We start from the raw sequence: 23,590 nt of genomic DNA on the forward strand, positions 1-23,590 counted from the left end.
GTTTTGCGACTGCTGCGCAGCCGAGCGGGAGCAAGCTCCCTCGCCAAAGGGTAGTTGTCTGGCTTGAATCCGCTGTTGGTTACGGTGGCAAGGGTGGGCCCAAGTGCTGTTGAGTTGAGGTAGCCTCAAACCCATGTGGGAGTGGACTTGCCCGCGATGGCGGTGGGTCAGTAGCATCGATGTCAACTGACCCGACGCCTTCGCGTGCAGGCTCGCTCCCACAAAACCGCTTCCCTTTCAGGCATCAAGGAGATTCAGTTTGTCCTCTCCCATCCCGGTCACCATCCTCAGCGGCTTCCTCGGCGCCGGCAAGACCACGCTGTTGCGCCATCTGCTCAAGGCCGAACACGGCCTGAAAATCGCCGTGATCGAGAACGAATTCAGCGATGCCGGTATCGACACCCAACTGCTGGGTGACGAGCCGGTGCAAGTCATGACCCTGGCCAACGGTTGCGTGTGCTGCACCATCCACACCGACCTGACCAAGGCCCTGTATCTGTTGCTCGAGCGGCTGGACAGCGGCGAGATTGCCTTCGATCGCCTGGTCATCGAGTGCACCGGACTGGCCGACCCAGCGCCGGTGGCCCAGGCGTTTTTCATCGATGAGGACCTGCGCGAGCGTTACATCCTCGATGGGATCCTGACCCTGGTGGATGCTGCTCATGCCGATGTCCACCTGACCCAGGCCATCGCCCAGGCCCAGGTTGGATTTGCCGACCGCCTGCTCTTGAGCAAAACCGATCTGGTGGACGCAGCCCAGGTCCAAGCCCTTGGTGAGCGCTTGACGCGCATCAATCGGCGAGCGCCTATCAGGGTGGTGGAACACGGCAAGATCGACCTGGCCGAACTGCTCGATATCCGTGGCTTCAATCTCAATGCGGACCTGGGCGCAGGGTTCAGCTTGCGGCCGGTCGGCAAGGCCACCACGGGCGATCGGATCAGCAGCCTCGTGCTGCGCACTGACAAACCACTGGATATCGAAAAGCTCAGCGAGTTCATGAACCAGTTGCTGGAAGAGCACGGCAAGCAATTGTTGCGCTACAAAGGTGTGCTGAACATCGCCGGCGAACCCCGTCGACTGGTATTCCAGGGGGTACTGAAACTGTACGGTTTCGATTGGGACACCGAATGGGCTCCGGATGAACCCCGGGAAAGCGTGATCGTATTCATCGCCGACGAACTGCCCGAAGAGAAAATCCGTGCAGGCTTCGATGCCATCCTGCTTTGATCTTCCGCTGCCTGTGGCTTTCAACTTGCCCAAGGTGAGTTGTTGAAGGAGAAACTGCCCACCGTAGAGCCTTGTGGCGAGGGAATATCCTGCGCCACAAGAGCTATCTGGTAATTTGTCTTTTACGAGATTTACATGCCTTAGTGTAGGCTTAAGATAAAAGTTATCTTTGATTTTTCTTCGGTCTCGGCCAGATAGAGATACGGCGAGCCAGGCACTCTTAATCCCCCGACATATTTATGGGTTGCGGTCATGAGTGAGAGGGGAGTGTGCTGGGTGTTGATGTTTTTCCGAGTGATGATGTTGTGCTGTTGATCGACCAGGATGAAACGCGTCGGGTTGGCAGTGTTTGGATGTACTGCACCAAGTACTTCAAGCCAACTCTTGCTAATCAGCCTGTTGTAGTATTCCCCGGGGTTTTTCAGGGTCAGGATGTAGCCATTGGGCGTAGGCCGGAAATGCAGCATCAATTGGGTAGAGGCCGTGCCCTGGGCTTCGGCGCGCATGCCGAGCAAATGCGAGTGATCATGGGTTTGCGGTTTGCCGGTAAAGAATCCGCCGCTGAATGAACTGACGGTCGCCATCGCAGGTTTACCATGCAGCGTTTCAAGTAGATTGACGTGGGCATCAAACATGCGAAGTGTTGCATGAAAAGATTTTTCACTGTCCATGTGATAATTGAATCCTGTGTTGAGTTAGTAAGTATGAGATGGAGCGGATGGGATCTTATTAGTTTGTTGGGGGTGGGTGGTATTATCTGTATTGCAGAAAGTTAAGTGCGATAACAACCAGTGAATGGTGTAGGGATGAATGGGTAAGTTGGCGTTAACTTTTTAACAGCCCATAAAAAAGGCCCGCCTCAAAGAGGCAGGCCTTTTGGCTACGGTCTGACGGGCTGATTAAGCGCCGTACACCGGCAGCTTCTTGCAAATAGCCTTGACCTTCTCACGCACGGCGTCGATGACCGCTTCGTTGTTCAGGTCCGCCAGGATGTCGCAGATCCAGCCAGCCAGTTCCTTGCACTCGGCTTCCTTGAAACCGCGAGTGGTCACGGCCGGGGTGCCGAAGCGCAGACCCGAGGTGACGAACGGAGAGCGTGGGTCGTTTGGCACCGAGTTCTTGTTGACGGTGATGAACGCCTTGCCCAGCGCCGCGTCGGCGTCTTTGCCGGAGATCTCTTGCTTGATCAGCGAGAGCAGGAACAGGTGGTTTTCAGTACCGCCGGACACCACGTCGAAGCCGCGCTCGATGAACACGCCTGCCATGGCCTTGGCATTCTTCACCACTTGTTGCTGGTAAGCCTTGAACTCAGGTTGCAGGGCTTCCTTGAAACAGATCGCCTTGGCCGCGATCACGTGCTCCAGCGGGCCACCCTGGGCGCCCGGGAAGACGGCGGAGTTCAGCTTCTTCTCGATGTCGGCATTGGCGCGTGCCAGGATCAGGCCGCCACGTGGACCGCGCAGGGTCTTGTGGGTGGTGGTGGTGACCACGTCGGCGAATGGCACCGGGTTCGGGTAGACGCCAGCGGCGACCAGGCCCGCTACGTGAGCCATGTCGACGAACAGGTAGGCACCGACCTTGTCGGCAATCTCGCGGAAACGCGGGAAGTCGAGGACCTGGGAGTAGGCGGAGAAACCGGCCACGATCATTTTCGGCTTGTGCTCGAGGGCCAAGCGCTCGACTTCGTCGTAGTCGATCAGGCCGTTGCCGTCGATGCCGTACTGGACGGCGTTGTACAGCTTGCCGGAGGAGGAAACGCTGGCACCGTGGGTCAGGTGACCGCCGTGGGCCAGGCTCATGCCCAGGATGGTGTCACCGGCCGACAGCAGCGCCAAGTACACGGCGGAGTTGGCTTGGGAGCCTGCGTGCGGCTGGACGTTGGCGTAATCGGCGCCGAACAGTTGCTTGGCGCGGTCGATGGCCAGTTGCTCGACCACGTCGACGTACTCGCAACCACCGTAGTAACGCTTGCCTGGGTAGCCTTCGGCGTACTTGTTGGTCAGTACCGAGCCTTGAGCTTCCATCACCGCGGGGCTGGTGTAGTTTTCCGAAGCGATCAGCTCAATGTGCTCTTCCTGGCGCTGAGCTTCTTGCTCCATGGCGGCAAAGAGATCGGCGTCGTACTTGGCAATAGTCAAATCACGGCTGAACATGGCGGTCCTCAAGGATCGGGGGCAGAAAAGGGGGGCATTCTACCTCAACCGGTTTTGGAAGGCATATGAAAGGGCGTCATGTCGCGGACGAATGGGTTTCACTCAGAACTCAGCGATGCCCGGACTGGCACCTTCGCGAGCAAGCCCGCTCCCACATTTTGAAATGCGTTTCCCTGTGGGAGCGGGCTTGCTCGCGAAGAGGCCCGCCCAGCCACCACAAGATTTCAGTCGAGCATGAACAACGCATCATTGCTGAACTGCGCTTCGAACCGATTGGCCGGCATCGGCCGGCCGAACAGGTAGCCCTGGACTTCGTCGCAGCCGTGCTCGCGCAGGAAGTCCAGTTGCTCATGGGTCTCGACACCCTCGGCGATCACCGCCAGGTTGAGGCTGTGGGCCATGGCGATGATCGCACGGGCGATCTGCGCATCCTGCTCGCCGGACGGGAGGCCGTCGACGAAGGTGCGGTCGATCTTCAGCACGTCGATGGGGAATTGCTTGAGGTAGTTGAGCGACGAATAACCGGTGCCGAAGTCATCGACGGCGATGCTCAGGCCCAGGTTTTTCAGCCCGGCCAGGATCTGCATCGCCTCGCTGACTTCGCGCATCAGGATACTTTCCGTCAGTTCCAGCTCCAGGCAGGCCGGCGGCAGGCCGGTGCTGCGCAGGATATTGGCGATGCGCGTGCCCAACTGGCCGTCGGAGAACTGCCGGGCCGAAATGTTGACCGAGACCTTCGGCACCCGGACCTTGGCCTGGTGCCATGTCCTGAGCTGCCGACAGGCCTCGGTGATGACCCAGTCGCCGACGTCCACCACCAAGCCGAGTTCTTCGAGTACCGGGATGAAATCCCCTGGCGGCACCAATCCGCGTCGCGGATGGCGCCAGCGCAGCAGGGCTTCGGCACCGGTCAAACGTTTGCCATCGCCGCTGAACTGCGGTTGGTAATACAGCACGAACTCGTTCTGTTCCAGGGCGTGGCGCAGGTCGCTTTCCAGCTCCAGGCGCTCCAGGGCGCTGGCGTTCATGTCGGCCTGATAGAACTGGAAGTTGTTCTTGCCCCGCTCCTTGGCGTGATACATGGCTGTGTCGGCGTTCTTCATCAATTGGCTCAGTTCGTTGCCGTCCTGGGGGCTCAGGGCGATACCGATACTGGCGGTGACGAAGAACTCCCGGCCTTCGAGCACGAAGGGCCGCACCAGGCTGGCGAGGATCTGCTCGGCTACGTTGATTGCCCGGTTCAGCGCCATTTCGCGGCTGGCGCGTGGTTGCAGCAGCAGGGTGAATTCATCGCCACCCATGCGTGCCACAGTGTCGTCGTCGGCGACGCAGCCGAGCAGGCGCGTGGCCATTTCCTTGAGCATCCGATCGCCGGCGGCATGGCCCAGGGAGTCGTTGATCGGCTTGAAACGGTCCAGGTCGAGGAACATCAGCACGACCCAGGTCTTCTGCCGGTCAGCCGATTGCAGTGCGGTGTGCAGGCGATCCTGGAACAGCGTGCGGTTGGGCAGGTGAGTCAGGGCGTCGTAATAGGCCAGGCGATGAATGCGCTGCTCGCTGGCCTTGCGCTCGCTGATGTCGCTGAAGAAGCACACATAGCTGGCCAGGTCACCTTCGTCATCCAGCACGGCCGTAATGCCGACCCACGCTGGGTAATGCTCGCCATTGCGGCGCTTGAGCCAGACTTCGCCTTCCCAGGTGCTGTGCTGTTGCAGCTGCTTGAGCACGTAGCGCAAGTGGGCTTCCTGCTGTTCGTCCACGGTCAGCATGTTGGGCAACTGGTCCAGCACTTGCGACACGGCATAACCGCTGACGCGACTGAAGGCTTCGTTGGCCTGGACAATGTAGCCGGCCGGGTCGGTGATCAGGATCGCCGAGGTCGAGTGTTCGAAGACCGTAGCGGCCATGCGCAGGTCTTTTTCAGCGCGACGCTGCTGGCTGATGTCGCGACCGACGCCGAGCACGCCTTCGAACGCGCCGTGTTCATCCCACACCAGTACCAGTCGCAGCTCGATGGGAATCTTGCGCCCATCGGCACGCAGGCAGTCGAACAGGAACAACTGGGTCTGCATCTGGTTGCGTAGCTCGGCCAGTTGATCGGGCTTGTCGAGGGCCTTGCTGACCCGGTCCATCAGGCTGTAGATGCCGGTCAGTTGTTGCGGATTGGCGATGATCGATTGCCAGCCGTTCTGGAAGATCCAGTCGGCGGTGTAGCCCAGCACCGCTTGCACCGACGGGCTGACGTAGTTGAGCGAAAGCTTGTTGTCGGTGGAGAAAATCACGTCGCTGATGCTTTCGGCGAGCATCCGGTAGCGTTGTTCGCTGTCACGCAGCGATTCACTGGCCTCGATCTGCTCGGTGACGTCCTTGGCCACGCCGATGATTCGTGTCACCTGGTTATCCCGGTCCCGGGCCAGGGCCTGCTCGCGGATGTCGAAGCAGCGCCATTTGCCATTGCGGTGGCGAAAGCGCAGTTGGCATTGCAACAATTGCGTGTACCCGCCCCGCCGCTGTGCCTGGCGCAGGCTGTGGTAGTGATCGGCATCGTCGCTGTGCAGCAGGATTTCCCAGAAGTACTCGCCCATCTGGTGCAGTTCGGTGCGGTCGTACCCCAGGGTCTGGCCCAGGTGGTGGTTGCTGAAAATCATCCGCTGACTGATGACGTCCTGCACATAGAGATGATCCGGCACGGTGCGCACCACGTCGGACCAGAAACCCTCGCGTTCGAGCAGCGAGAGCTCGATCAGCTTGCGGCTGGTGATGTCGCTGATGCTCAGGATGACCGCGTTATGGTCTTGCTGTTTTTCCGGCAGGCGCAGCACCAGCCACAGGTGCTGGTCGCGGCCATGGGCGTCCTGGAGCTTGATTTCCAGCTCCAGTTGCTTGTGTTGATCGAGCAGCGCCTCGAGCAGCTTCGAGCCGACGGGGTTGTTGTCCTGCGTACCCTTGCCGACCAGCAGTTGCCAGGCCTGATCGCAGGAATCGACATTGAGCAGTTTCAACGCCATCTGGTTGACTTCGGTGACGTGAACTTCCTGGCGCAATTGCTCGAGTTGATGGGGGGTTTTTGTCCATGCGCGCAATTGATCGCCCGTGTGCAGGCCGGCCCGCTCAAAAAAAGCTTTGAGCCCCGACAGGTCGAGCACGCACAAGGCCACGCCAGTGCCTTCGAAAATATCCTGGTAGCGCCGCCGACCTTCATGCAACTGCCGCTGACGTCGGCGCATGTTCAAGAGCGCAATCACCGGCAACAACGAAAACGCCAGGCCCAGCAGGCATTTGCCGATGAAGGCCGGCAGCAGTTGTTCGATCACCTGGCGGCGGTCGAACAGCCCCCGCAGTTGCCAGTCGCTGCTGCTCAAGGGCACGGTCAGTACGGTGTTCTCCAGGTCATCCGGGGACAAATGGGTAGGGCTGCTCGAGGGCAGGCTTTCGTCGCGGCTGATGATTTGCTGGTTGAGACGGTTTTCTACCAGCCACAGCGGGCGCAGCCCCATATCGGCCTGCTTGGTCAGGGTGGAGAAAAAGTTCGGGCTCAGGCGCAGGGCCCAGTAGCCACGGCTGCTACCGCTGGCCTGGTGCAACAATAGGTGCACCACGGAGCCGTCTTCGGCATTGCTGAAATAATGGGCCTGGGCCCGGCTGCGCCGCACCAGTTCGCCCAGGTAGTCGGCGTCGTGGCTGTCGGCGTCGCTGTCACTGAGCACTCGGCCGGAGGGGCTCAGCAGGACCAGGCTGCGCAATTCGGGGAGCGATTGCTGGAGTTTGCGCACCAGGGCCCGCTGTTCGTCGCCCGTTTGGGGTTGTTCGACGATCGGTAGCAGGTTGAGGGCGATTTGCGCGTTCAGGGCCATGTTCAGGCTGACTTGCGCGGCGAGATCAGCGGTGTAGTCGATGGTGTATTGGCGTTGTTGCTGTTGGGTTTCGCGCAGTTGGTCGAGCAATTGCCAGAACAGCAAGCCGAGCAACAGCAACACCAGCGTGGCCAGTGCGCTCTTCAATGTCCCGCGCAGGGGCGAGCCGGGCACGACTGCGGGTGCGCGAGGGGACAGGGGCGGAGTGACGTTGGACAAGCTGTAATCCTGCAGTTTGCTGGACTGGCGCGACGTGCACTATAAGCCGGACGCCCGAAGGGCGGCTAGCATGCCTTGACTTGTGGCAAAGTGCCAGCCCTTGGCGGCTGGACCTTGACCGACGGTTGAGGTAGCTTTGCCGGTCAAACAAGAGCGTTCCAGCTCCAGATTCCCAGGCTCTATCCGCGCGCAGGCATTGATGACCGTCAAGTGCCGGTGCCGCGCATGGCCTGGCTCGTTCTTTTCACCTGTCACTGACGCTAGGTTCACCATGGCTCAATACGTCTTTACCATGCATCGGCTGAGCAAAGTTGTTCCGCCGAAGCGGGAAATCCTGAAAAATATTTCACTGTCCTTCTTCCCCGGCGCCAAGATCGGCGTACTGGGTCTCAACGGTTCGGGTAAATCCACGCTGCTGAAAATCATGGCCGGCGTCGATAACGAATTCGACGGCGAAGCCCGCCCGATGCCGGACCTGAACATCGGCTACCTGCCCCAGGAGCCTCAGCTGGATCCGACCAAGACCGTCCGTGAAGTGGTCGAGGAAGCGGTCAGCGTGATCAAGGACGCCCAGGCGCGCCTCGACGAGGTCTATGCCGCCTACGCCGATCCGGATGCCGACTTCGACAAGCTGGCCGCCGAACAGGCCAAGCTCGAAGCGATCCTGCAGGCCAGCGACGGCCACAACCTGGATCGCCAGCTGGAAGTCGCCGCCGATGCGCTGCGCCTGCCGGCCTGGGACGCGAAGGTCGAACACCTGTCTGGTGGTGAGAAGCGCCGCGTGGCCCTGTGCCGCCTGTTGCTGTCGGCCCCGGACATGCTGCTGCTCGATGAACCGACCAACCACCTGGACGCCGATTCCGTCGCCTGGCTCGAACACTTCCTGCATGACTTCCCAGGCACCGTGGTTGCGATCACGCACGACCGTTACTTCCTGGACAACGTCGCCGGCTGGATCCTCGAACTCGACCGTGGCGCAGGCATTCCATACGAGGGCAACTATTCGGGCTGGCTGGAAGCCAAGTCCGATCGTCTGGCCCAGGAATCCAAGCAGCAGTCGGCCCATGAAAAAGCCATGAAGGAAGAACTGGAGTGGGTGCGCAAAGGCGCCAAGGCCCGCCAGTCCAAATCCAAGGCACGTCTGCAACGCTTCGAGGAAATGCAATCCCAGGAATTCCAGAAGCGCAGCGAAACCAACGAGATCTACATCCCGGCCGGTCCGCGCCTGGGTGACAAGGTCATCGAGTTCAAGAACGTCACCAAGGGTTATGGCGATCGCGTGCTGATCGACAACCTGTCGTTCTCCATGCCCAAGGGCGCCATCGTCGGCGTGATCGGCGGTAACGGTGCGGGTAAATCCACGCTGTTCCGCATGCTGATGGGCAAGGAAACGCCGGATTCGGGCAGCATCGAAATCGGTGAAACCGTGCAACTGGCCTGCGTCGACCAGAGCCGCGAAGACCTGGACGGCAGCAAGACCGTGTTCCAGCAGATCTCCGACGGTTCCGACCAGATCCGCATCGGCAACTATGAAATCCCGTCGCGCACTTATGTGGGCCGTTTCAACTTCAAGGGCGGCGACCAGCAGAAGTTCGTCAAGGACTTGTCCGGTGGTGAGCGCGGTCGCTTGCACCTGGCGTTGACCTTGAAGGAGGGCGGCAACGTCCTGCTGCTCGACGAACCGTCCAACGACCTCGACGTCGAAACCTTGCGTTCCCTGGAAGAAGCCTTGCTGGACTTCCCGGGCGCCGCCATTGTGATCTCCCACGATCGGTGGTTCCTCGACCGCGTGGCGACCCACATCCTGGCATACGAAGACGATTCGCAAGCGGTGTTCTTCGAAGGCAACTACACCGAGTACGAAGCCGATCGCAAGAAGCGCCTCGGCGAAGCGGCTGCCCAGCCGCACCGCGTACGGCACAAAAAACTGGCCTGAGTCGGTTGGTTGCATGAAAAAACGGAGCCTTCGGGCTCCGTTTTTTATGGGGGTTACGCCGGCACCGCGAATTCAAGGGAGAGAATGTTGGGGAGGGTCGGGTCCATCTCGTACAGCAAGGCATAACCCGCCCCCGTGATTCCAGTCAACAGGCTGACGTCGGGTACCCGATCGTTGTCGAGCCATGGTCCCTCGAAAAACTGCCGGGCGATTTCGTCGAGTGTCTTTCTGACCCTGCTCATGCCTTCGGGATTATCCGAATGCCGATACAGGTCATGCAGACAGATCAGATTGCCGAAATCGCCGTGGCAAAGGTTGTAGCCCTCGCCGAAACCGTGCTGCCAGAGATTGTTCTCGCATCGCTGTATATCGTCGAGCACGGTCTGCCTGGCCGCGTCGTCCAGCGCGTCCCCCATCGATGCCATGAGCTGTCGCCTGGCGATAAGGATACCGCCGTCGCCGTGGCACCACTTGGACGTATGGTCCGCCGGGCCGAGGTTTCGCAGGTCCAGCCAGAAACCGTCCCGGCTCAAGCGGTTTTCGCCTTCGAGCACCTGGATGGCCAAGGGCACCAGGGTCGCATCGCCGGTCACGTCATAGGCTTTACACAGGGCATGGATGACCCCCGAGAGGCCGTGGGACAAGCCTGTCAAAATGACCGAGCGATCATCGCGCCGCAGCAGTTGGCCATCTTCAATCAGGACTTGATCCTTGATGTAGCCAACCATGCGTTGGATGGCTGGCAGCACGTCCTCCTGTGCAGACAATGCATGGATATTGGCCAGCAGGGTCACAGCCCCACAACAGCCTCCGAGGAAGTCGAAATCATAGTCTTCAGGAGGGACTTCAATCAGTTGGCGCAGCAGGCCGGCAATTTTTTCATCATGCTTGGCGTCTCCAGTGACCTGGCGACGATTGATGAGCAGATAGAGATAAGCCCCCAGCCCGTGATAAGCACTGACCGTCAAATCGGTTTTGAAAAAGCCGAAGCGTTGTTCCAGTGAGTGCAGCACTTGATCCATGCGCGACAGACAGTGCGGTTCGCCGCTCACCTTGAACAGGCCCAGATAAAACAAGCCAATCCCGGCGATCCCGGAGTACAGCCCGTGATCCATGGGCGACGGGTATTTTCTCTGTGTCGTGGGGTGCGTATGGAAAGACAGCCAGCTTACATCTTCCGTCATGCCCACTACCGCCAGCTCCTCGAGGCGGGCGCTGATGGTCTGTAGCGCGTCGAGTCGGTCCGCCAGGGGCGCTGTTTCAAGGTTCGCCAGCGTCTGCGGAATAGGGGAAGGGGGATGTCCGTTCGGTTCTGGGAACAGACAGATTTCGAGTAAGGTGCGTTGTAAGGCCCAGTCTTTGCGGGACAGGTTGGCTATTTTTTGTAGGCAGCTTTTTACCGGTGGTTCCACGGCTGCCATTTCAATTGTTTCACCCTGTGCGCTCGTGAAATAGCTGCCGTTCAGCGGCATGGTAAAGCACGGGATACTGGATCGTTGCAGGTCGGCTATTTCATAGCGGGGAATGCCCTTTTCCCGATAGGGTTCTTTCAGGTCTTCCCACAGGGTGGCGAGCAGAAGTTCCCGGTCGAGCATATTCTGCATAAAGCGAGGGTGGCGGATCAGCCCGATAAAATCAGCGTAGCGCTGAGAGTTTTTGAGCAACACCCGGGTTGACAGTTCCCCTGCGGATTGTTCAAGCATCTGCATGATCGCGCGCCGATGAACCATCAGTTCGCCATAGGCCTTTTCAAAGCCTTGGAAAAGTTCTTTTTTATAAGCCTCAGGTCCCTTGCGCTCACCCTGCAAAAGCGGCAAATGCTTTTGCATCAGGTGGTGTTCGAATTCGACTTTACGCAGATGGTAAAAGCCACCGTCGCCAATCAGGGAATGGCGGGTCGAGATGAATAGCGCTTGCCGGGTCAGACCGCTCTGGTCGTTATTGGGCTGTTGTGAAAAGGGTACGAAGCCGCTGGAGCAGATTGACTGCTGGACCAATTTAAAACTATTGGACAGTGCGCAACCTGCGGGCAGGTCAGTGAGCAGGTCGCTGGTGGAAGCCGTGAACAAACACTCGAGGTCAATCATGACCGGGCTGTTGCCGCACGCAATAATATTTTCGTAGTGAAAGTCGATGCCATTCAATCCATGGATGACGGCTATTTGTGCCCCCATTTTTTGATAGAACAGCCCAATGTCTGTTTCGCTATCGCAAGGGAGGTTCTCGACTTTTTCTACCCAGCTGTGCCGTTCGCGGCTGAGGATTTTGGGCGTATGGATAGAAAAACAATCTGCGCCTGTCCACTCATGCAGTTGGCCAAGAAGGCCATAGAAAAACAGTGCCTCCCGGCTTGCCCTTGGCTTGTAGACCAATGCCGTGGTGCCGATATTGACTTGGCAGACCGTTTCGCCACGACCGTGAGGGTCGCCCAGGCCGAGCTCAATAGCGTCGATTTTCCGCGAGGGGATCGAAAACGCTGTGTCCAACCATTCAGCGTCGTCGGCAAAGTTATGAATGACCGTATAAAGAAAATGGAGGGTGTCTTCCAGTAGGTCAAATAGCAATGTCGCCAGCACTGGGTAGGATTCGAAAAACTTCAGCAGCGGCAACGTGCGTAGAAGGTGATTGAATCCTTCCAGGTCAATGTCATCGCCGTCCGCAATCCGTGTATTCAAATAATGGACCAGGCTTTGTTCCGAGGTGCGTCCAACCCGGGCCAGGACATAGCGTTCAAGGCTGGCAAACAAGGCGGGTTCATCAATGTGCCTTGACGCATTCGAATAGCGCGCATCTGCCTTGAACGTATCGATGAAATAAAGAAAAAAGCGATAGCCAAACCAATAAAAATTGTCCTTGTTGCTTGAGCCTTGTTTCATGTCGACATTCACGCTGTCGAGATGAATCAATTTCTCTTTCAACGTATTCAAGGCGTCTTCGCCTGTGGCGGGCAAGGGCTGCTGATTGACGGGTTCCTTGATATACGAGACCAGTTGTTCCCTGTTCAGGCCAAAGTGATCCAGCACGGTTTGATCATCGGCATGCAGGCGGGTCAGGTTGTTTTCAAAAAGAGCGATATCGCCGTCTGAAGCGTACCGGTACTTTCCTCGCTGATCCAACTTCAAAGCGTTAACAAGCATGCCATAGCTCCTGACATGGATAGAGCAGGCAATGCCTGCTCTATGTTTATAGGTGTTGCCTGTTTCGACGTCGATTAAGCGGGATTAACACCCGAGTGTCGAGCATCCAATATTGGTGCAAGTTCCAAAGGTGTTGCATTCCATCGTCGTTGCCAGCATGCCCGCGATGTTGTTGGCGGGCGCTTGGTAGGCGTTGAACTCGAGATAGAAGTCACCGGACATGTTCAGGATTTTTTCGCTCATGATATTTCCTCATCAGTTATTGAATATCGCGTACAGCGGCCTGCGGCCAATCGGATGCCAATCACTGTATCCGAACTGTAGGATGTCAAATGAAGTTGTCTATGAATGGGATTAGGGATATCAAAGTCGCCCTGTGCAGGTCGACCTTGAAAGTGGGATTAGCACAAAATGGCGGTGCACTCTGCGGTGCCACATTCGACAATGGTCAGCGCTGCTGACTCAATGCCGCGACTGACGAGTTGGTAGGACTTGAAGTCACCATCGAAGTCACCGGACATTGCCAGTATGTGTTCGCTCATCGTGTTTCTCCTCTGTTGTTACGCACCTGTTTTGGTGCGGGAAAAACAATAGCACGCTGCCGATTAAGCACCAACTTGTCGTTATGACCTTATGTTGCAGTTACATGTTGCTACAGGTATGTTGTTACTGTTGCGACGCTCTAGCGCTAGAGGCTTTATTGCTCTTGTTCGAGTCTGCAGGAAAGGTTTAAGTGTTTTCTCATGGTACTAACAAGTGCTGCTCGCTCAGTTCGTTAATCAAGTGCTATTGCAATGACTTCAATGGCGAGATTGCCCATCGGTCGCTCCCAGATCACCTCATCCCCCACCTTCGCCCCCAGCAACGCTCGCCCCAGCGGCGAACCCCAGTTGATCAGTCCACTGGCCGCATCAGCTTGGTCTTCACCCACCAATTGCACCCGCTGCTCGTGATCATGCTCATCGACGAAGGTCACCCAATGCCCGATCCGCACCTGATCCGTTGATGTCGGCACGACGACCTGGGCGCTTTGCAAGCGCTGATTGAAATAGCGCAGGTCCCGTTCAATGTCGGCGATGCGCTGTTTGTCTGCCTGGTCGCCTTTGGCTGCGTGCTGGCCATGCAGTGCCTGCAACTGGGCGACGCGGGCCTGCAACTGGGCAAACCCGGACGGTGTCACGTAATTGGGCTGCGCACTGACCTGGCGTTCGACCGGTTGATCGGCCTGGGCTGCGGCGTTGTCTTCGTTGACGAAAGCGCGACTCATGGTGTTCTCCTCTATTGGAGTTTGGGCCATGGTCGCAGGCTTTTGGTTTCGATGAATGTCTGTGCGCGACTTACGGCGAGCGATAGGCCCGGGCGGCATCCTGGTCTTTCTGCTGTTGCCAGGCCCGTTCACGTTCATCCCAGTGACGTTCGCGATAGGCGTCACGCTCCTCGCTTTCGCGCATGGCCTGACACTGACGGAAACCATCGCTCCAGCCTTCGGCGTAGCGCGGGTCCTTGAGATAGCGCGGCACGTCTTTTCTGAACTGGCCGGTGATCACCCCGGCCGCTTGCCGGCCGCTGCTACAGCCGTCGTCGTAGCCGTCGGCGAACGCCGGTGGATAACCTCGGGCGATCAGGTCTTCGTGGGTGGTTTCACAGCCGCTGACCAGCAACATCACACTCAATACCGCTACCGCACGCCACATGCCTGTCTCCCTGCCGCATTGGCGGCCTTACCAGGAGAGTTTAGAAGCGCAGTTGTAGGCGGGAGGTGAAAGAATGATCAAAAAATCTGCGGTTGCAGATAAATGAGGCCGCCTTCATAGGGCGGCTTTTTCAACGGCATCGGCAATCAGCGGCGCCACTTCACGGAGTCCTTCGAGCGTCAGCTTTTTTTGTTTGTACATGTTGTACCAACTCTGGCGCCAGCGAATGACGCGCTCACCATCACGCAATTTGAGTCGCTTGAGTGTGTACTCGGCTTTTTCGCGATAAGCCGCAGGAACCGCCGTCGTGGTGCGCATCTGAAGCGACGGCAAAATGATTTCGAACCAGCCTGGGCCCACGTCATGGGGATCGAGCACCGTGTCATCAGCCGTTTTCTTGCTGGAATTCAGCGTGCCGGAGGCGAAGCGGTAATTGCTCCATTCGTAGGTCAGGCCCGGGTAGTGCTTGTAGCTGAGGTAGTGATCGACCGTTCCGCCGGTAGGGTCAAGCATGGCCGCGTAGGCACACAGGTTTGCGTAATGATCGGCCAGCTCTCGCGAGCATTTGTTCCAGAGCGGCGAGGGACGAGGAGCGCCCGGATTGTCAGTGAGCCATTGTTTTCCCGGCGTTCTGACGTCTTTATCAAAATCGGCGGGTTCCTTTGGCCTGGTCACCGGGATCATTGATGGCCCTCGCCATTGAGCTTCAGGAGGCCGCTCTCGATCAGCCAGCGTGGCCAGAACTCATCATGGGCCGGAAGCAGCTTTTGCAGCGCCTTATGGATGGAGGCTCGGTCTTGAGTCCTTCAGGCAGTTGCTTCTCGCCACGCATGAATGCTTCGGCGGCCTCGATGGCTTTTTCTGCCTCCAGCGAGCGCGCCTGTTCCAGCCCGAACGTGTCAGAGACCAACCAACTGCTGGCGTCACCCTGGGCTGCCCAGTGTCCTTGTGTCAGCGTGACCTTCTGGTCCTGGATCGACAATTGAATCTGATCGTCCTGTTCTGCATCGAATACCGGTTCAAGGGAGGCGGCGACAAGGGGGGAGTGCGTGGCAATCAGGAGTTGGGGGGGAGCGGCACCGTGGTTCCCGCGCAAGGTCTTGATAGCTTGCAACAAACTGGGCATCAGCGTGCGCTGCCACCTTGGATGTAAATGAGTCTCGGGTTCGTCGAACAGGATGACAAACCGGCGCTCGGGCTTTTTGTCGAGCAGTGCGGCCGCTGCCTGGTGCTCATACCAGGCCCACACGAGAAAATAGGCCAGCCCCAAGATGCGTCTTACGCCCGCAGAGGCCAGCGCGACCGGAACGTTCTGATTGCCGATGGTAAGTGTCGGTCGTTCTCGACCCTCGCCCAGGTAGACTCGTCTGGGTGCCCCGACGCATAACGGTTCACTGGCGGGGGAGAGGTCGCGCAATGCGTTTTCCAACGCTTCGAATTGGGGTTTTCGACCGTTTTGCCAGTTGACCCAGTCGCGCTCCAGGCCTTCACAGACCCTTTGCCCATTGACATCGAGGCCATCCCATACGTCGTCGGCGGAAAAGTGATATGCGGCGGGTCGATCCTTATCGGAGCGCCAGTAATTGCGGGCCGGATCCCATACGGAAAAGCCGCCGTCGATGCGTACGTAAACCACGATGCCGGGCATGGTGGGACGACTTTGTTTCAGAGGCCAGGAGTTGTCTTCCCGCTTGTAGGTCGATACCACAGGCTGGGCGACGCCGGATTTACCTTTTACAACGTATTCAATGGAGGACTTGCCGGGGTTTACAGGCAGGGCTGGCGTATTGGCCCAAGTGCGCGTCAGCGCCCACCAGGCCAGGTCCAGCAAAAAGCTTTTGCCCAGTCCATTGTCACCTGTAATCAGATTGATTCGTGGCGCCCAGTTAACTTCGAGCTCAGGAGCAGGCCCCACGTTTTTCATGTGCAGATAATCAAGCATCGCAGCATTCAATTCCGATTAAAGGTTGATCCGGGCCAATCTACTTGATTTTGGCTGACTTCGAAACGAGCCCGGAAACGCGCCTGCCATTCGACCTGGGATTGGGCCTTGATCCTCTCTCTGGCTCAGATATCAATAGTGATACCACTTCACCTCAAGCATCACTTCGTTCTCCGGCGAGGCCAATTGGCTGAACTCCCGCTGGGCACTCAGGCGCAGGCCGAGGTTGCGGGACAGCTCCCATTGCTGGTTCAGGCTCAGGCTGCGGCGCACTTCGCCGTTGACGAAATAATCACCCTTGGCCTCCAGGCTCAGGTTGCCCAGCGGGTTTTTCCACAACACGCCGCTGTTGAAACCGGCGGCCGGAGCGATGAACTGGGCGAAGTCATTGTTGTGCTCGACCCGCACCGTGCCCAGGGCAAAGCCCAGCACCTCGTCCCCCAGCGCCCAGGTGCCACCTGCGCCGCCGTTGACGTGGCTGACCAAGGTTTCGTCGTCGTGTTTGCCTGGCACCCGCTCCAGGCCGCCGGTGACCTGCCAGGACAGCGGTTGCAGCAACTCGTTGCGTGGGGTCAGGGAGCGAATGGTCGCCAGGTCCAGTTGTTGCACCTGCCAGTCATTGCCTTCGTACTGGCGCAGTTTCAATTGCAGGATTTCGATCTGTGCGCCCAAGGGGAAGCTCTCGGCGTTGTCGTTGAGATCGTGATAGGCCATGCGCAAGCCATACTCGCCGAACGCCCGGTCGCCCCGCGTGCCGAGGCCAGCCTGCCAGGTGCGCGATTGGTGACCGTCCTCGGGAAGGCCCGGTTGCGGGATATCGAGCTCCGGCGCAGGGTTTTGGTTGATCGCCCGCAACAGTTCGAAACTGCGCTGGGCGCGTTGTGGGTCGCGCTCCTGGCCGTTGGCGCGATAGCGCTCCAGGCGATAGGCCGCATCGATGATCAGCGCCTGGCGTTCGCGCGGCAACGCCTTGAAGCCGGGGGCTTGCAGTTGCTGCTGGTCGGCGCTGGCTTTGAGTACCCATTGCTGTTCTTCGTCGCTGAGCGGTTCGGCGCGGCTGAGCAGTTCCCGTTCACGGGACGGTCGATACTGGATGCTTTCCACCAGGCCGGCTTCTTTCACGGCCTTGACGGTGTCGGTGGGAATCGCAGTCAGCGGGAATTGTTCGGTCAGGCGCAGGCTGGGGCGAGCCACTTGCAGCAATTCGAGCAGGCGATAGGAGCAGTTTTCGTCGAAGAAAAAATAGTCGAACTGAATCTGCTTGAGTTCCCAGACGTGCTCGACCATGCGCTCGGTTTCCGCCTGGCTCAGGTTCAGGCGGTATTCCCACAGGTCGCGGTTCTCCAGGCTACGGTACTCGGAGAGTTTTTCCTGGTAGGGCACCAGGGCGAACAGGCCGGGATAGCCGCCCATCAGGCCCTTCCAGGCATAGAGGATGCTGTTGTCCGAGCCTTCGATGTAGGCGCCGAAATTGATCGCATAGCTGAGCAGGGCGGTCTTGTCGCTTTGCACATCGGCCTGGTCGATGCGCAGCAGGGTGTGGCCGAACATCGAGGACGGGCTGTTCAGATACGCGGCGGGGAAGATCATCACCGCGCTGTGGGGCGAGACGTCCTTGAACCATTGGTTGAAGTCGCTGCAGTCAACGGCCGGCAGATCCGTCAGATTGAGCTGGGCCTTGAGCCAGCGCGTTCGCGCCGGGTACACGCACTGGGCATGCTGCTGGCCGGCGCTGGCCGGGCCGTACAGGGCTTTTAGCGTGGCACTCAGTTCACGCTCGGGATGTTCGTTGCCATCGGGCGCGAGGAAGAATTGCTTGTCGCTGATATAGCTGCGCCAACCGCCGAGCTTGGCGGTTTCGTAGTGGCCCAGGGAAATCCAGAAGCGGTCATTGGCCAGTTGCTGCAAACGTTGAGGGTCGACATGAGGCGCGGCGGACAGCGGGGCGCACACACAGAGCGCCAGCCAGGCAAGGCGTTTGAGCATAGTCGGCTACTTGGAAAGGCGAAAAAACAAAGACCGAAGGGGCCCCAGAAAGAAAACCCGCTCCCCGAGAGGAGCGAGTGGTGTCGAGCTTAAGCTTGAGTGGCGTACTTGGCCAGGCGAGGATCGCTTTTCAGCACGGCCAGGGTGTTGGTATGCACATCTTCCGCCGTCACGTCAGCCTTGCTGAAGATCTGCTGGAAGTGCTCGTGGGTAACGGCGGAGAAGTGTGCGCGATCTTCCGGCGCTACGCCCAGTACCACGGCATAGGTGGTCAGCGCTTCGCCTTGACCCTTGGCCATGTCTTCGGACAGCTCGTTCATCATGCCATTCATGGCCAGCCAGGACTTGCCGCCGTAGGTCAGTGCCGCGTTTGTCGAGCAACCGTTGGTGCCGGATGTCATGCCGAAGGTAGCGTTACCGGAAGTGCCGTTGGTGGTGGATGCCAGGAAGTGTGCCGGAGTGCCACGCTGACCTTCGAACAGCATGTTGCCCCAGCCGCAATCCGGGCCGCCCGGCGCCTGAGCCATGGCGTTGATGGATACAGCGGTGAAGAGAGTACCGAGAAGAATCCGTTTCATAGCTATGTTCTCTTTATGTGCATACCGATGGACAGGGTCTGGCCCCTACAGCTGCCAGTGGGCCGGTTATTGTTCCAGCCGCGCAGTTTGGAGTTTAGGCACGATCTGAGGGTTCCGTGACATTTTGCAAAAACATCACTGGAAGATCGCCTGTCTACCGGGCCCCGACCGCGGTTTCCCCTTTGACTATGCTTTGGGCAGAGGCGCTCCTTGCCAGTCAGGTACAGGCGGCGCCAGAATGCCGCTATCTGCCCCGCCTGATGTAAGGAAGCCCGATGCCTGATCCTGTTGCTGCCAGCTTGCGTCTAGCGCCCGAAGCGCTGACCCGTCCGTTTTCCGCTGAACAGTTCAGCTTCTCTACCACCAATGATCTGGAGCCCTTCCGCGGTGTGCTTGGCCAGGAACGTGCGGTCGAAGCCTTGCAGTTCGGCGTGGCCATGCCGCGCCCCGGTTACAACGTATTCGTCATGGGTGAGCCCGGCACTGGCCGGTTTTCGTTCGTCAAACGCTACCTCAAGGCCGAAGGCAAGCGCCTGCAGACCCCGGCGGACTGGGTCTACGTCAACAACTTCGATGAGCCCCGCGAACCCCGTGCCCTGGAACTGCCGTCAGGTACGGCCGGTGCTTTCATCGCCGACATCAACGGCCTGATCGACAACTTGCTGGCGACGTTCCCGGCGGTATTCGAGCACCCGTCCTACCAGCAGAAGAAAAGTGCCATCGACCGCGCCTTCAATCAGCGCTATGACCGCGCCTTGGATGTGATCGAGCGCCTGGCGCTGGAGAAGGATGTCGCGCTGTACCGTGACAGCAGCAACATCGCCTTCACGCCAATGAGCGAAGGCAAGGCCCTGGATGAAGCTGAATTCGCCCAGTTGCCGGAAGCCGAGCGCGAGCGTTTCCATGAGGACATCTCGGGCCTGGAAGAGCGTTTGAACGAAGAGCTTGCCAGCCTGCCACAGTGGAAGCGCGAGTCCAGCAACCAGTTGCGCCAGCTCAACGAAGAAACCATCACCCTGGCCCTGCAACCGTTGCTGGCGCCACTGTCGGAGAAATACGCGGAGAACGCTGCGGTCTGCGGCTACCTGCAGGCCATGCAGGTCTATCTGCTCAAGACTGTGGTCGAGCAATTGGTGGACGACAGCAAGACCGACGCCATCGCCCGCAAGCTGCTGGAGGAACAGTACGCGCCGAGCCTGGTGGTCGGGCATCCGTTCAGTGGCGGCGCGCCGGTGGTGTTCGAGCCGCACCCGACCTACGACAACCTGTTCGGCCGCATCGAATACAGCACCGACCAGGGCGCGCTCTACACCACGTACCGGCAGTTGCGTCCGGGCGCCTTGCACCGGGCCAACGGCGGTTTCCTGATTCTCGAAGCGGAAAAAATGCTCGGTGAGCCGTTCGTGTGGGATGCGCTCAAGCGCGCCCTGCAATCGCGCAAGCTGAAAATGGAATCGCCGCTGGGGGAACTGGGGCGCGTGGCCACCGTGACCCTGACGCCGCAGCACATTCCGCTGCAGGTCAAGGTCGTGATCATCGGCGCCCGCCAGCTCTACTACGCTTTGCAGGACCTGGATCCGGATTTCCAGGAAATGTTTCGCGTGCTGGTGGATTTCGACGAAGACATCCCGATGGGCGACGAGAGCCTGGAGCAGTTCGCCCAGTTGCTCAAGACCCGCACTTCGGAGGAGGGCATGGCGCCGCTGACTGCCGACGCGGTGGCGCGCCTGGCGACCTACAGTGCGCGTCTGGCCGAACACCAGGGGCGCTTGTCGGCGCGTATCGGTGATCTGTTCCAACTGGTCAGCGAGGCGGATTTCATTCGCCAACTGGCCGGTGACGAGATGACCGACGCCGGTCATATCGAGCGCGCCCTCAAGGCCAAGGCCACCCGTACCGGGCGTGTCTCGGCGCGAATCCTCGACGACATGCTCGCGGGGATCATCCTGATCGACACCGCCGGTGCGGCCGTGGGCAAATGCAACGGGCTGACAGTACTCGAGGTCGGCGACTCTGCGTTTGGTGTACCCGCGCGGATTTCCGCCACGGTGTACCCGGGCGGCAGCGGCATCGTCGACATCGAGCGGGAGGTCAACCTCGGCCAGCCGATCCACTCCAAGGGCGTGATGATTCTTACCGGCTACCTGGGCAGTCGTTATGCCCAGGAATTCCCGCTGGCGATCTCGGCCAGCATTGCGCTGGAGCAGTCCTACGGTTACGTGGACGGCGACAGCGCGTCCCTGGGCGAGGCGTGTACGCTGATCTCGGCCCTGTCGAAGACGCCGCTCAAGCAGTGCTTCGCCATTACCGGCTCGATCAACCAGTTCGGTGAAGTGCAGGCGGTGGGCGGGGTCAACGAGAAGATCGAAGGCTTCTTCCGCCTCTGTGAAGCCCGCGGGTTGACCGGTGAGCAGGGGGCGATCATTCCCCAGGCCAACGTCGCGACCCTGATGCTCGACGAGAAAGTGCTGGCCGCCGTGCGCGCCGGGCAGTTCCATGTCTATGCGGTGCGCCAGGCCGACGAAGCCCTGAGCCTGTTGGTGGGCGAGCCTGCTGGCGAGCCGGACGAAAACGGCGAGTTCCCCGAGGGCAGCGTCAATGCCCGGGTGGTGGAGCGGCTACGGGTGATCGCGGAAATGATCAGCGAAGACGACATCAAGGAAGCGGAAAAGGAATTGGCACAGCAGGCATTGACGGAGGCCAAGCCGGCTTGATGTTTTCCTGACCGCAGCAAGACCTCCTGTGGGAGCGAGCTTGCTCGCGATTGCGGAGTTTCAGTCACGGTTTTCTCGACTGTCACACCACAATCGCGAGCAAGCTCGTTCCCACACTGTTTTGTGGGTTATTTCTAAAAAAACGCCACCACTTTGGCGTCAATATTCACACTATGACCGCTCGGCGCATTCTGGTCTCGAAAACCCTTGCGACCGGAACTTTTCTTCTATCCTCAGCTCAAGGATAACGAGAGTCATCATCGGATCGAAACAGCCTCCTCCCGGGGCTGAATACCGGATCTACCGAGGGGCGCCGCCATGTCGCGCAACCTTTGCCTCACTCGTCAATGCCTGGGTCTTGTCACCCGTATCGAATGCGCCATCCGCCCCCTGGCGGGAGATACCGGTATGTGGACCTTGCTCTTCGCCGCCGGAATGGCCGGTGAACAACCTTCTGCCATCAAGGCCCAAGGGCCATTTCCCGGCCCGACTGCCGCCGAATCCATCCTCGATACCATTGTGCAAAGCCTGACGCTGCACGGCTACGAGCTGGCCGATGACCCGCAGATATGGTCCCTGCACATGCAAGCCCAACTGCGTGAAATCAATGGAGGCCGTTGTCGCAACGTCGGCGGCTTCGAGTTTCGTCCGCTGCATTGAAGGCCGTCACCGCACGGGCATCGGCAGTAAAATTTTGACACAAGAGCAGGGACCTGGGACGGTCCCGGCGTTTGTGGGGCCGGTCGTGGCTGATATACTCGCCGCGATTTTTCATCCCTGGTGTGAGATTCAATGGAACGCTTTATCGAAAACGCAATGTACGCCTCCCGTTGGCTGCTGGCGCCGATCTACTTCGGGTTGTCCCTGGGTTTGCTGGCCCTGGCGCTGAAGTTCTTCCAGGAAGTCTTTCACGTCATCCCCAACGTGTTTTCCATGGCCGAGTCGGACCTGATCCTGGTACTGCTGTCGTTGATCGACATGGCGCTGGTGGGCGGGCTACTGGTGATGGTGATGATTTCCGGCTACGAGAACTTCGTCTCGCAGCTGGACATCGGCGACGACAAGGAAAAGCTCAACTGGCTGGGCACCATGGACTCTTCATCGCTGAAGATGAAAGTCGCGGCCTCGATCGTGGCCATTTCCTCCATCCACCTGTTGCGCATTTTCATGGATGCCAAGAACGTCGATCCCGAGCATCTGATGTGGTACGTGATCATTCACATGACTTTCGTGGTCTCGGCATTCGCCATGGGCTACCTGGACAAACTGACCAAGCACTGAGGTCCGTTCTCCACGCTGGCGCAACGCCCGCCTGTAGAATTGCAGGCGGGCGTTGTCGTTTCTGGCGGCTTGCTTTGACGTAGGGGCTCGTCACCCGCGGTGGCATCTGTGCTAGTCTGCTCGCCCTTTTGGTTCCGGGCGCTCCGGGAGGCGCTGTGTCACCCACGGCAACTCTCGAGCCGTCCGCACAGCGGAGCAGCATCATGTCCGAAGTTAACCTGTCCACCGACGAAACCCGCGTCAGCTACGGCATTGGCCGTCAGTTGGGCGACCAACTGCGCGACAACCCGCCACCGGGCGTGAGCCTGGACGCCATCCTGGCCGGCCTGACCGACGCGTTCGCCGGCAAGCCAAGCCGCGTGGGCCAGGACGAGATGTCCGCCAGCTTCAAGGTCATTCGTGAAATCATGCAAGCCGAAGCCGCTGCCAAGGCTGAAGCTGCCGCTGGCGAAGGCCGTGCGTTCCTGGCCGAAAACGCCAAGCGTGAAGGCATCACCACCCTGGCTTCCGGCCTGCAATTCGAAGTGCTGACCCAAGGTGAAGGCGCCAAGCCGACCCGTGAAGACCAGGTGCGTACCCATTACCACGGCACCCTGATCGACGGCACTGTGTTCGACAGCTCCTACGATCGTGGCCAGCCAGCCGAATTCCCGGTTGGCGGCGTGATCCCAGGCTGGACCGAAGCCCTGCAACTGATGAATGCCGGCAGCAAATGGCGCCTGTACGTGCCGAGCGAACTGGCTTACGGCGCTCAAGGCGTTGGCAGCATTCCACCGCACAGCGTGCTGGTGTTTGACGTCGAGTTGTTGGACGTACTGTAAGACCCTGTCCGGTTTTACAGCCGGACAAAAAACTGTGGGAGCGAGCT

At 59.2% G+C, this 23,590-nt stretch carries 18 protein-coding genes; 6 read left to right on the forward strand and 12 right to left on the reverse strand.

The features are described from left to right. Positions 1-259: 259 nt before the first annotated feature. On the forward strand, positions 260-1,228 hold the full coding sequence (gene yjiA, locus V7773_RS25840; RefSeq protein ID WP_336075982.1) for a GTPase: 969 nt from the start codon (positions 260-262) through the stop codon (positions 1,226-1,228). 140 nt (positions 1,229-1,368) lie between these two features. On the opposite strand, the gene V7773_RS25845 is transcribed toward yjiA, so the two are convergent. From V7773_RS25845 to V7773_RS25855, 3 genes are all read right to left on the reverse strand, one after another. Then, entirely contained in the window at positions 1,369-1,899 is a 531-nt protein-coding gene (locus tag V7773_RS25845) for a hypothetical protein (RefSeq protein ID WP_063324287.1), read from the reverse strand. Positions 1,900-2,127: 228 nt separating this feature from the next. Next, on the reverse strand, positions 2,128-3,381 hold the full coding sequence (gene glyA, locus V7773_RS25850; protein ID WP_072347783.1) for a serine hydroxymethyltransferase: 1,254 nt from the start codon (positions 3,379-3,381) through the stop codon (positions 2,128-2,130). Between the two features lie 224 nt (positions 3,382-3,605). Continuing rightward, positions 3,606-7,454: a sensor domain-containing protein gene (locus tag V7773_RS25855; protein ID WP_336075983.1), complete on the reverse strand. Its 3,849-nt coding sequence runs from the start codon at positions 7,452-7,454 to the stop codon at positions 3,606-3,608. Positions 7,455-7,725: 271 nt separating this feature from the next. Between V7773_RS25855 and ettA the strand changes: the two genes are divergently transcribed. Then, positions 7,726-9,390 carry an energy-dependent translational throttle protein EttA gene (gene ettA, locus V7773_RS25860; protein ID WP_030140297.1) on the forward strand — a complete coding sequence of 555 codons (1,665 nt, stop codon included), beginning with the start codon at positions 7,726-7,728 and terminating at the stop codon, positions 9,388-9,390. Between the two features lie 53 nt (positions 9,391-9,443). Here the strand turns inward: ettA and lanM are convergent, their stop codons facing one another. The 9 genes from lanM to V7773_RS25905 form a co-directional block, all read right to left on the reverse strand. Beyond that, the gene (lanM, locus tag V7773_RS25865; protein WP_336075984.1) at positions 9,444-12,527 is read right to left on the reverse strand and encodes a type 2 lanthipeptide synthetase LanM; all 3,084 of its coding nucleotides are present in this window, start codon (positions 12,525-12,527) and stop codon (positions 9,444-9,446) included. An 84-nt stretch (positions 12,528-12,611) separates the two neighbouring features. Beyond that, positions 12,612-12,770, reverse strand: a complete 159-nt coding sequence (locus V7773_RS25870; protein WP_283554275.1) for a hypothetical protein — start codon at positions 12,768-12,770, stop codon at positions 12,612-12,614. 158 nt (positions 12,771-12,928) lie between these two features. Then, positions 12,929-13,069 carry a hypothetical protein gene (locus V7773_RS25875; RefSeq protein ID WP_170845994.1) on the reverse strand — a complete coding sequence of 47 codons (141 nt, stop codon included), beginning with the start codon at positions 13,067-13,069 and terminating at the stop codon, positions 12,929-12,931. Between the two features lie 233 nt (positions 13,070-13,302). After that, the gene (locus tag V7773_RS25880; RefSeq protein ID WP_336075985.1) at positions 13,303-13,794 is read right to left on the reverse strand and encodes a GreA/GreB family elongation factor; all 492 of its coding nucleotides are present in this window, start codon (positions 13,792-13,794) and stop codon (positions 13,303-13,305) included. 70 nt (positions 13,795-13,864) lie between these two features. After that, positions 13,865-14,221, reverse strand: a complete 357-nt coding sequence (locus V7773_RS25885; protein ID WP_063324292.1) for a hypothetical protein — start codon at positions 14,219-14,221, stop codon at positions 13,865-13,867. 114 nt (positions 14,222-14,335) lie between these two features. After that, positions 14,336-14,905: a hypothetical protein gene (locus tag V7773_RS25890; RefSeq protein ID WP_336075986.1), complete on the reverse strand. Its 570-nt coding sequence runs from the start codon at positions 14,903-14,905 to the stop codon at positions 14,336-14,338. A gap of 40 nt (positions 14,906-14,945) precedes the next feature. Continuing rightward, the gene (locus tag V7773_RS25895; protein WP_336075987.1) at positions 14,946-16,163 is read right to left on the reverse strand and encodes an AAA family ATPase; all 1,218 of its coding nucleotides are present in this window, start codon (positions 16,161-16,163) and stop codon (positions 14,946-14,948) included. 132 nt (positions 16,164-16,295) lie between these two features. Then, a complete protein-coding gene (locus V7773_RS25900) occupies positions 16,296-18,149 on the reverse strand; it encodes an Lnb N-terminal periplasmic domain-containing protein (protein ID WP_092150620.1) in 1,854 nt (617 codons plus the stop codon). A gap of 89 nt (positions 18,150-18,238) precedes the next feature. Continuing rightward, a complete protein-coding gene (locus V7773_RS25905) occupies positions 18,239-18,727 on the reverse strand; it encodes a DUF3015 domain-containing protein (protein WP_003185616.1) in 489 nt (162 codons plus the stop codon). 275 nt (positions 18,728-19,002) lie between these two features. Here V7773_RS25905 and V7773_RS25910 point away from each other — a divergent pair, with 275 nt between their 5' ends. The 4 genes from V7773_RS25910 (at position 19,003) to V7773_RS25925 (ending at position 23,543) form a co-directional block, all read left to right on the forward strand. Next, a complete protein-coding gene (locus tag V7773_RS25910; protein ID WP_063324297.1) occupies positions 19,003-21,441 on the forward strand; it encodes a Lon protease family protein in 2,439 nt (812 codons plus the stop codon). Positions 21,442-21,759: 318 nt separating this feature from the next. Beyond that, positions 21,760-22,101 (forward strand): PA4575 family protein, encoded by a 342-nt coding sequence (locus V7773_RS25915; RefSeq protein ID WP_013694243.1) that lies wholly within the window; start codon positions 21,760-21,762, stop codon positions 22,099-22,101. A 132-nt stretch (positions 22,102-22,233) separates the two neighbouring features. Beyond that, on the forward strand, positions 22,234-22,722 hold the full coding sequence (locus V7773_RS25920; RefSeq protein WP_003205748.1) for a TIGR00645 family protein: 489 nt from the start codon (positions 22,234-22,236) through the stop codon (positions 22,720-22,722). 203 nt (positions 22,723-22,925) lie between these two features. Next, complete coding sequence (locus tag V7773_RS25925) at positions 22,926-23,543, forward strand: FKBP-type peptidyl-prolyl cis-trans isomerase (RefSeq protein ID WP_003205746.1); 618 nt, start codon at positions 22,926-22,928, stop codon at positions 23,541-23,543. The last annotated feature ends 47 nt before the right edge of the window (positions 23,544-23,590 follow it).

The sequence above is a fragment of the Pseudomonas sp. 3JA genome (assembly GCF_036961705.1).
Taxonomy (GTDB): domain Bacteria; phylum Pseudomonadota; class Gammaproteobacteria; order Pseudomonadales; family Pseudomonadaceae; genus Aquipseudomonas; species Aquipseudomonas fluorescens_Q.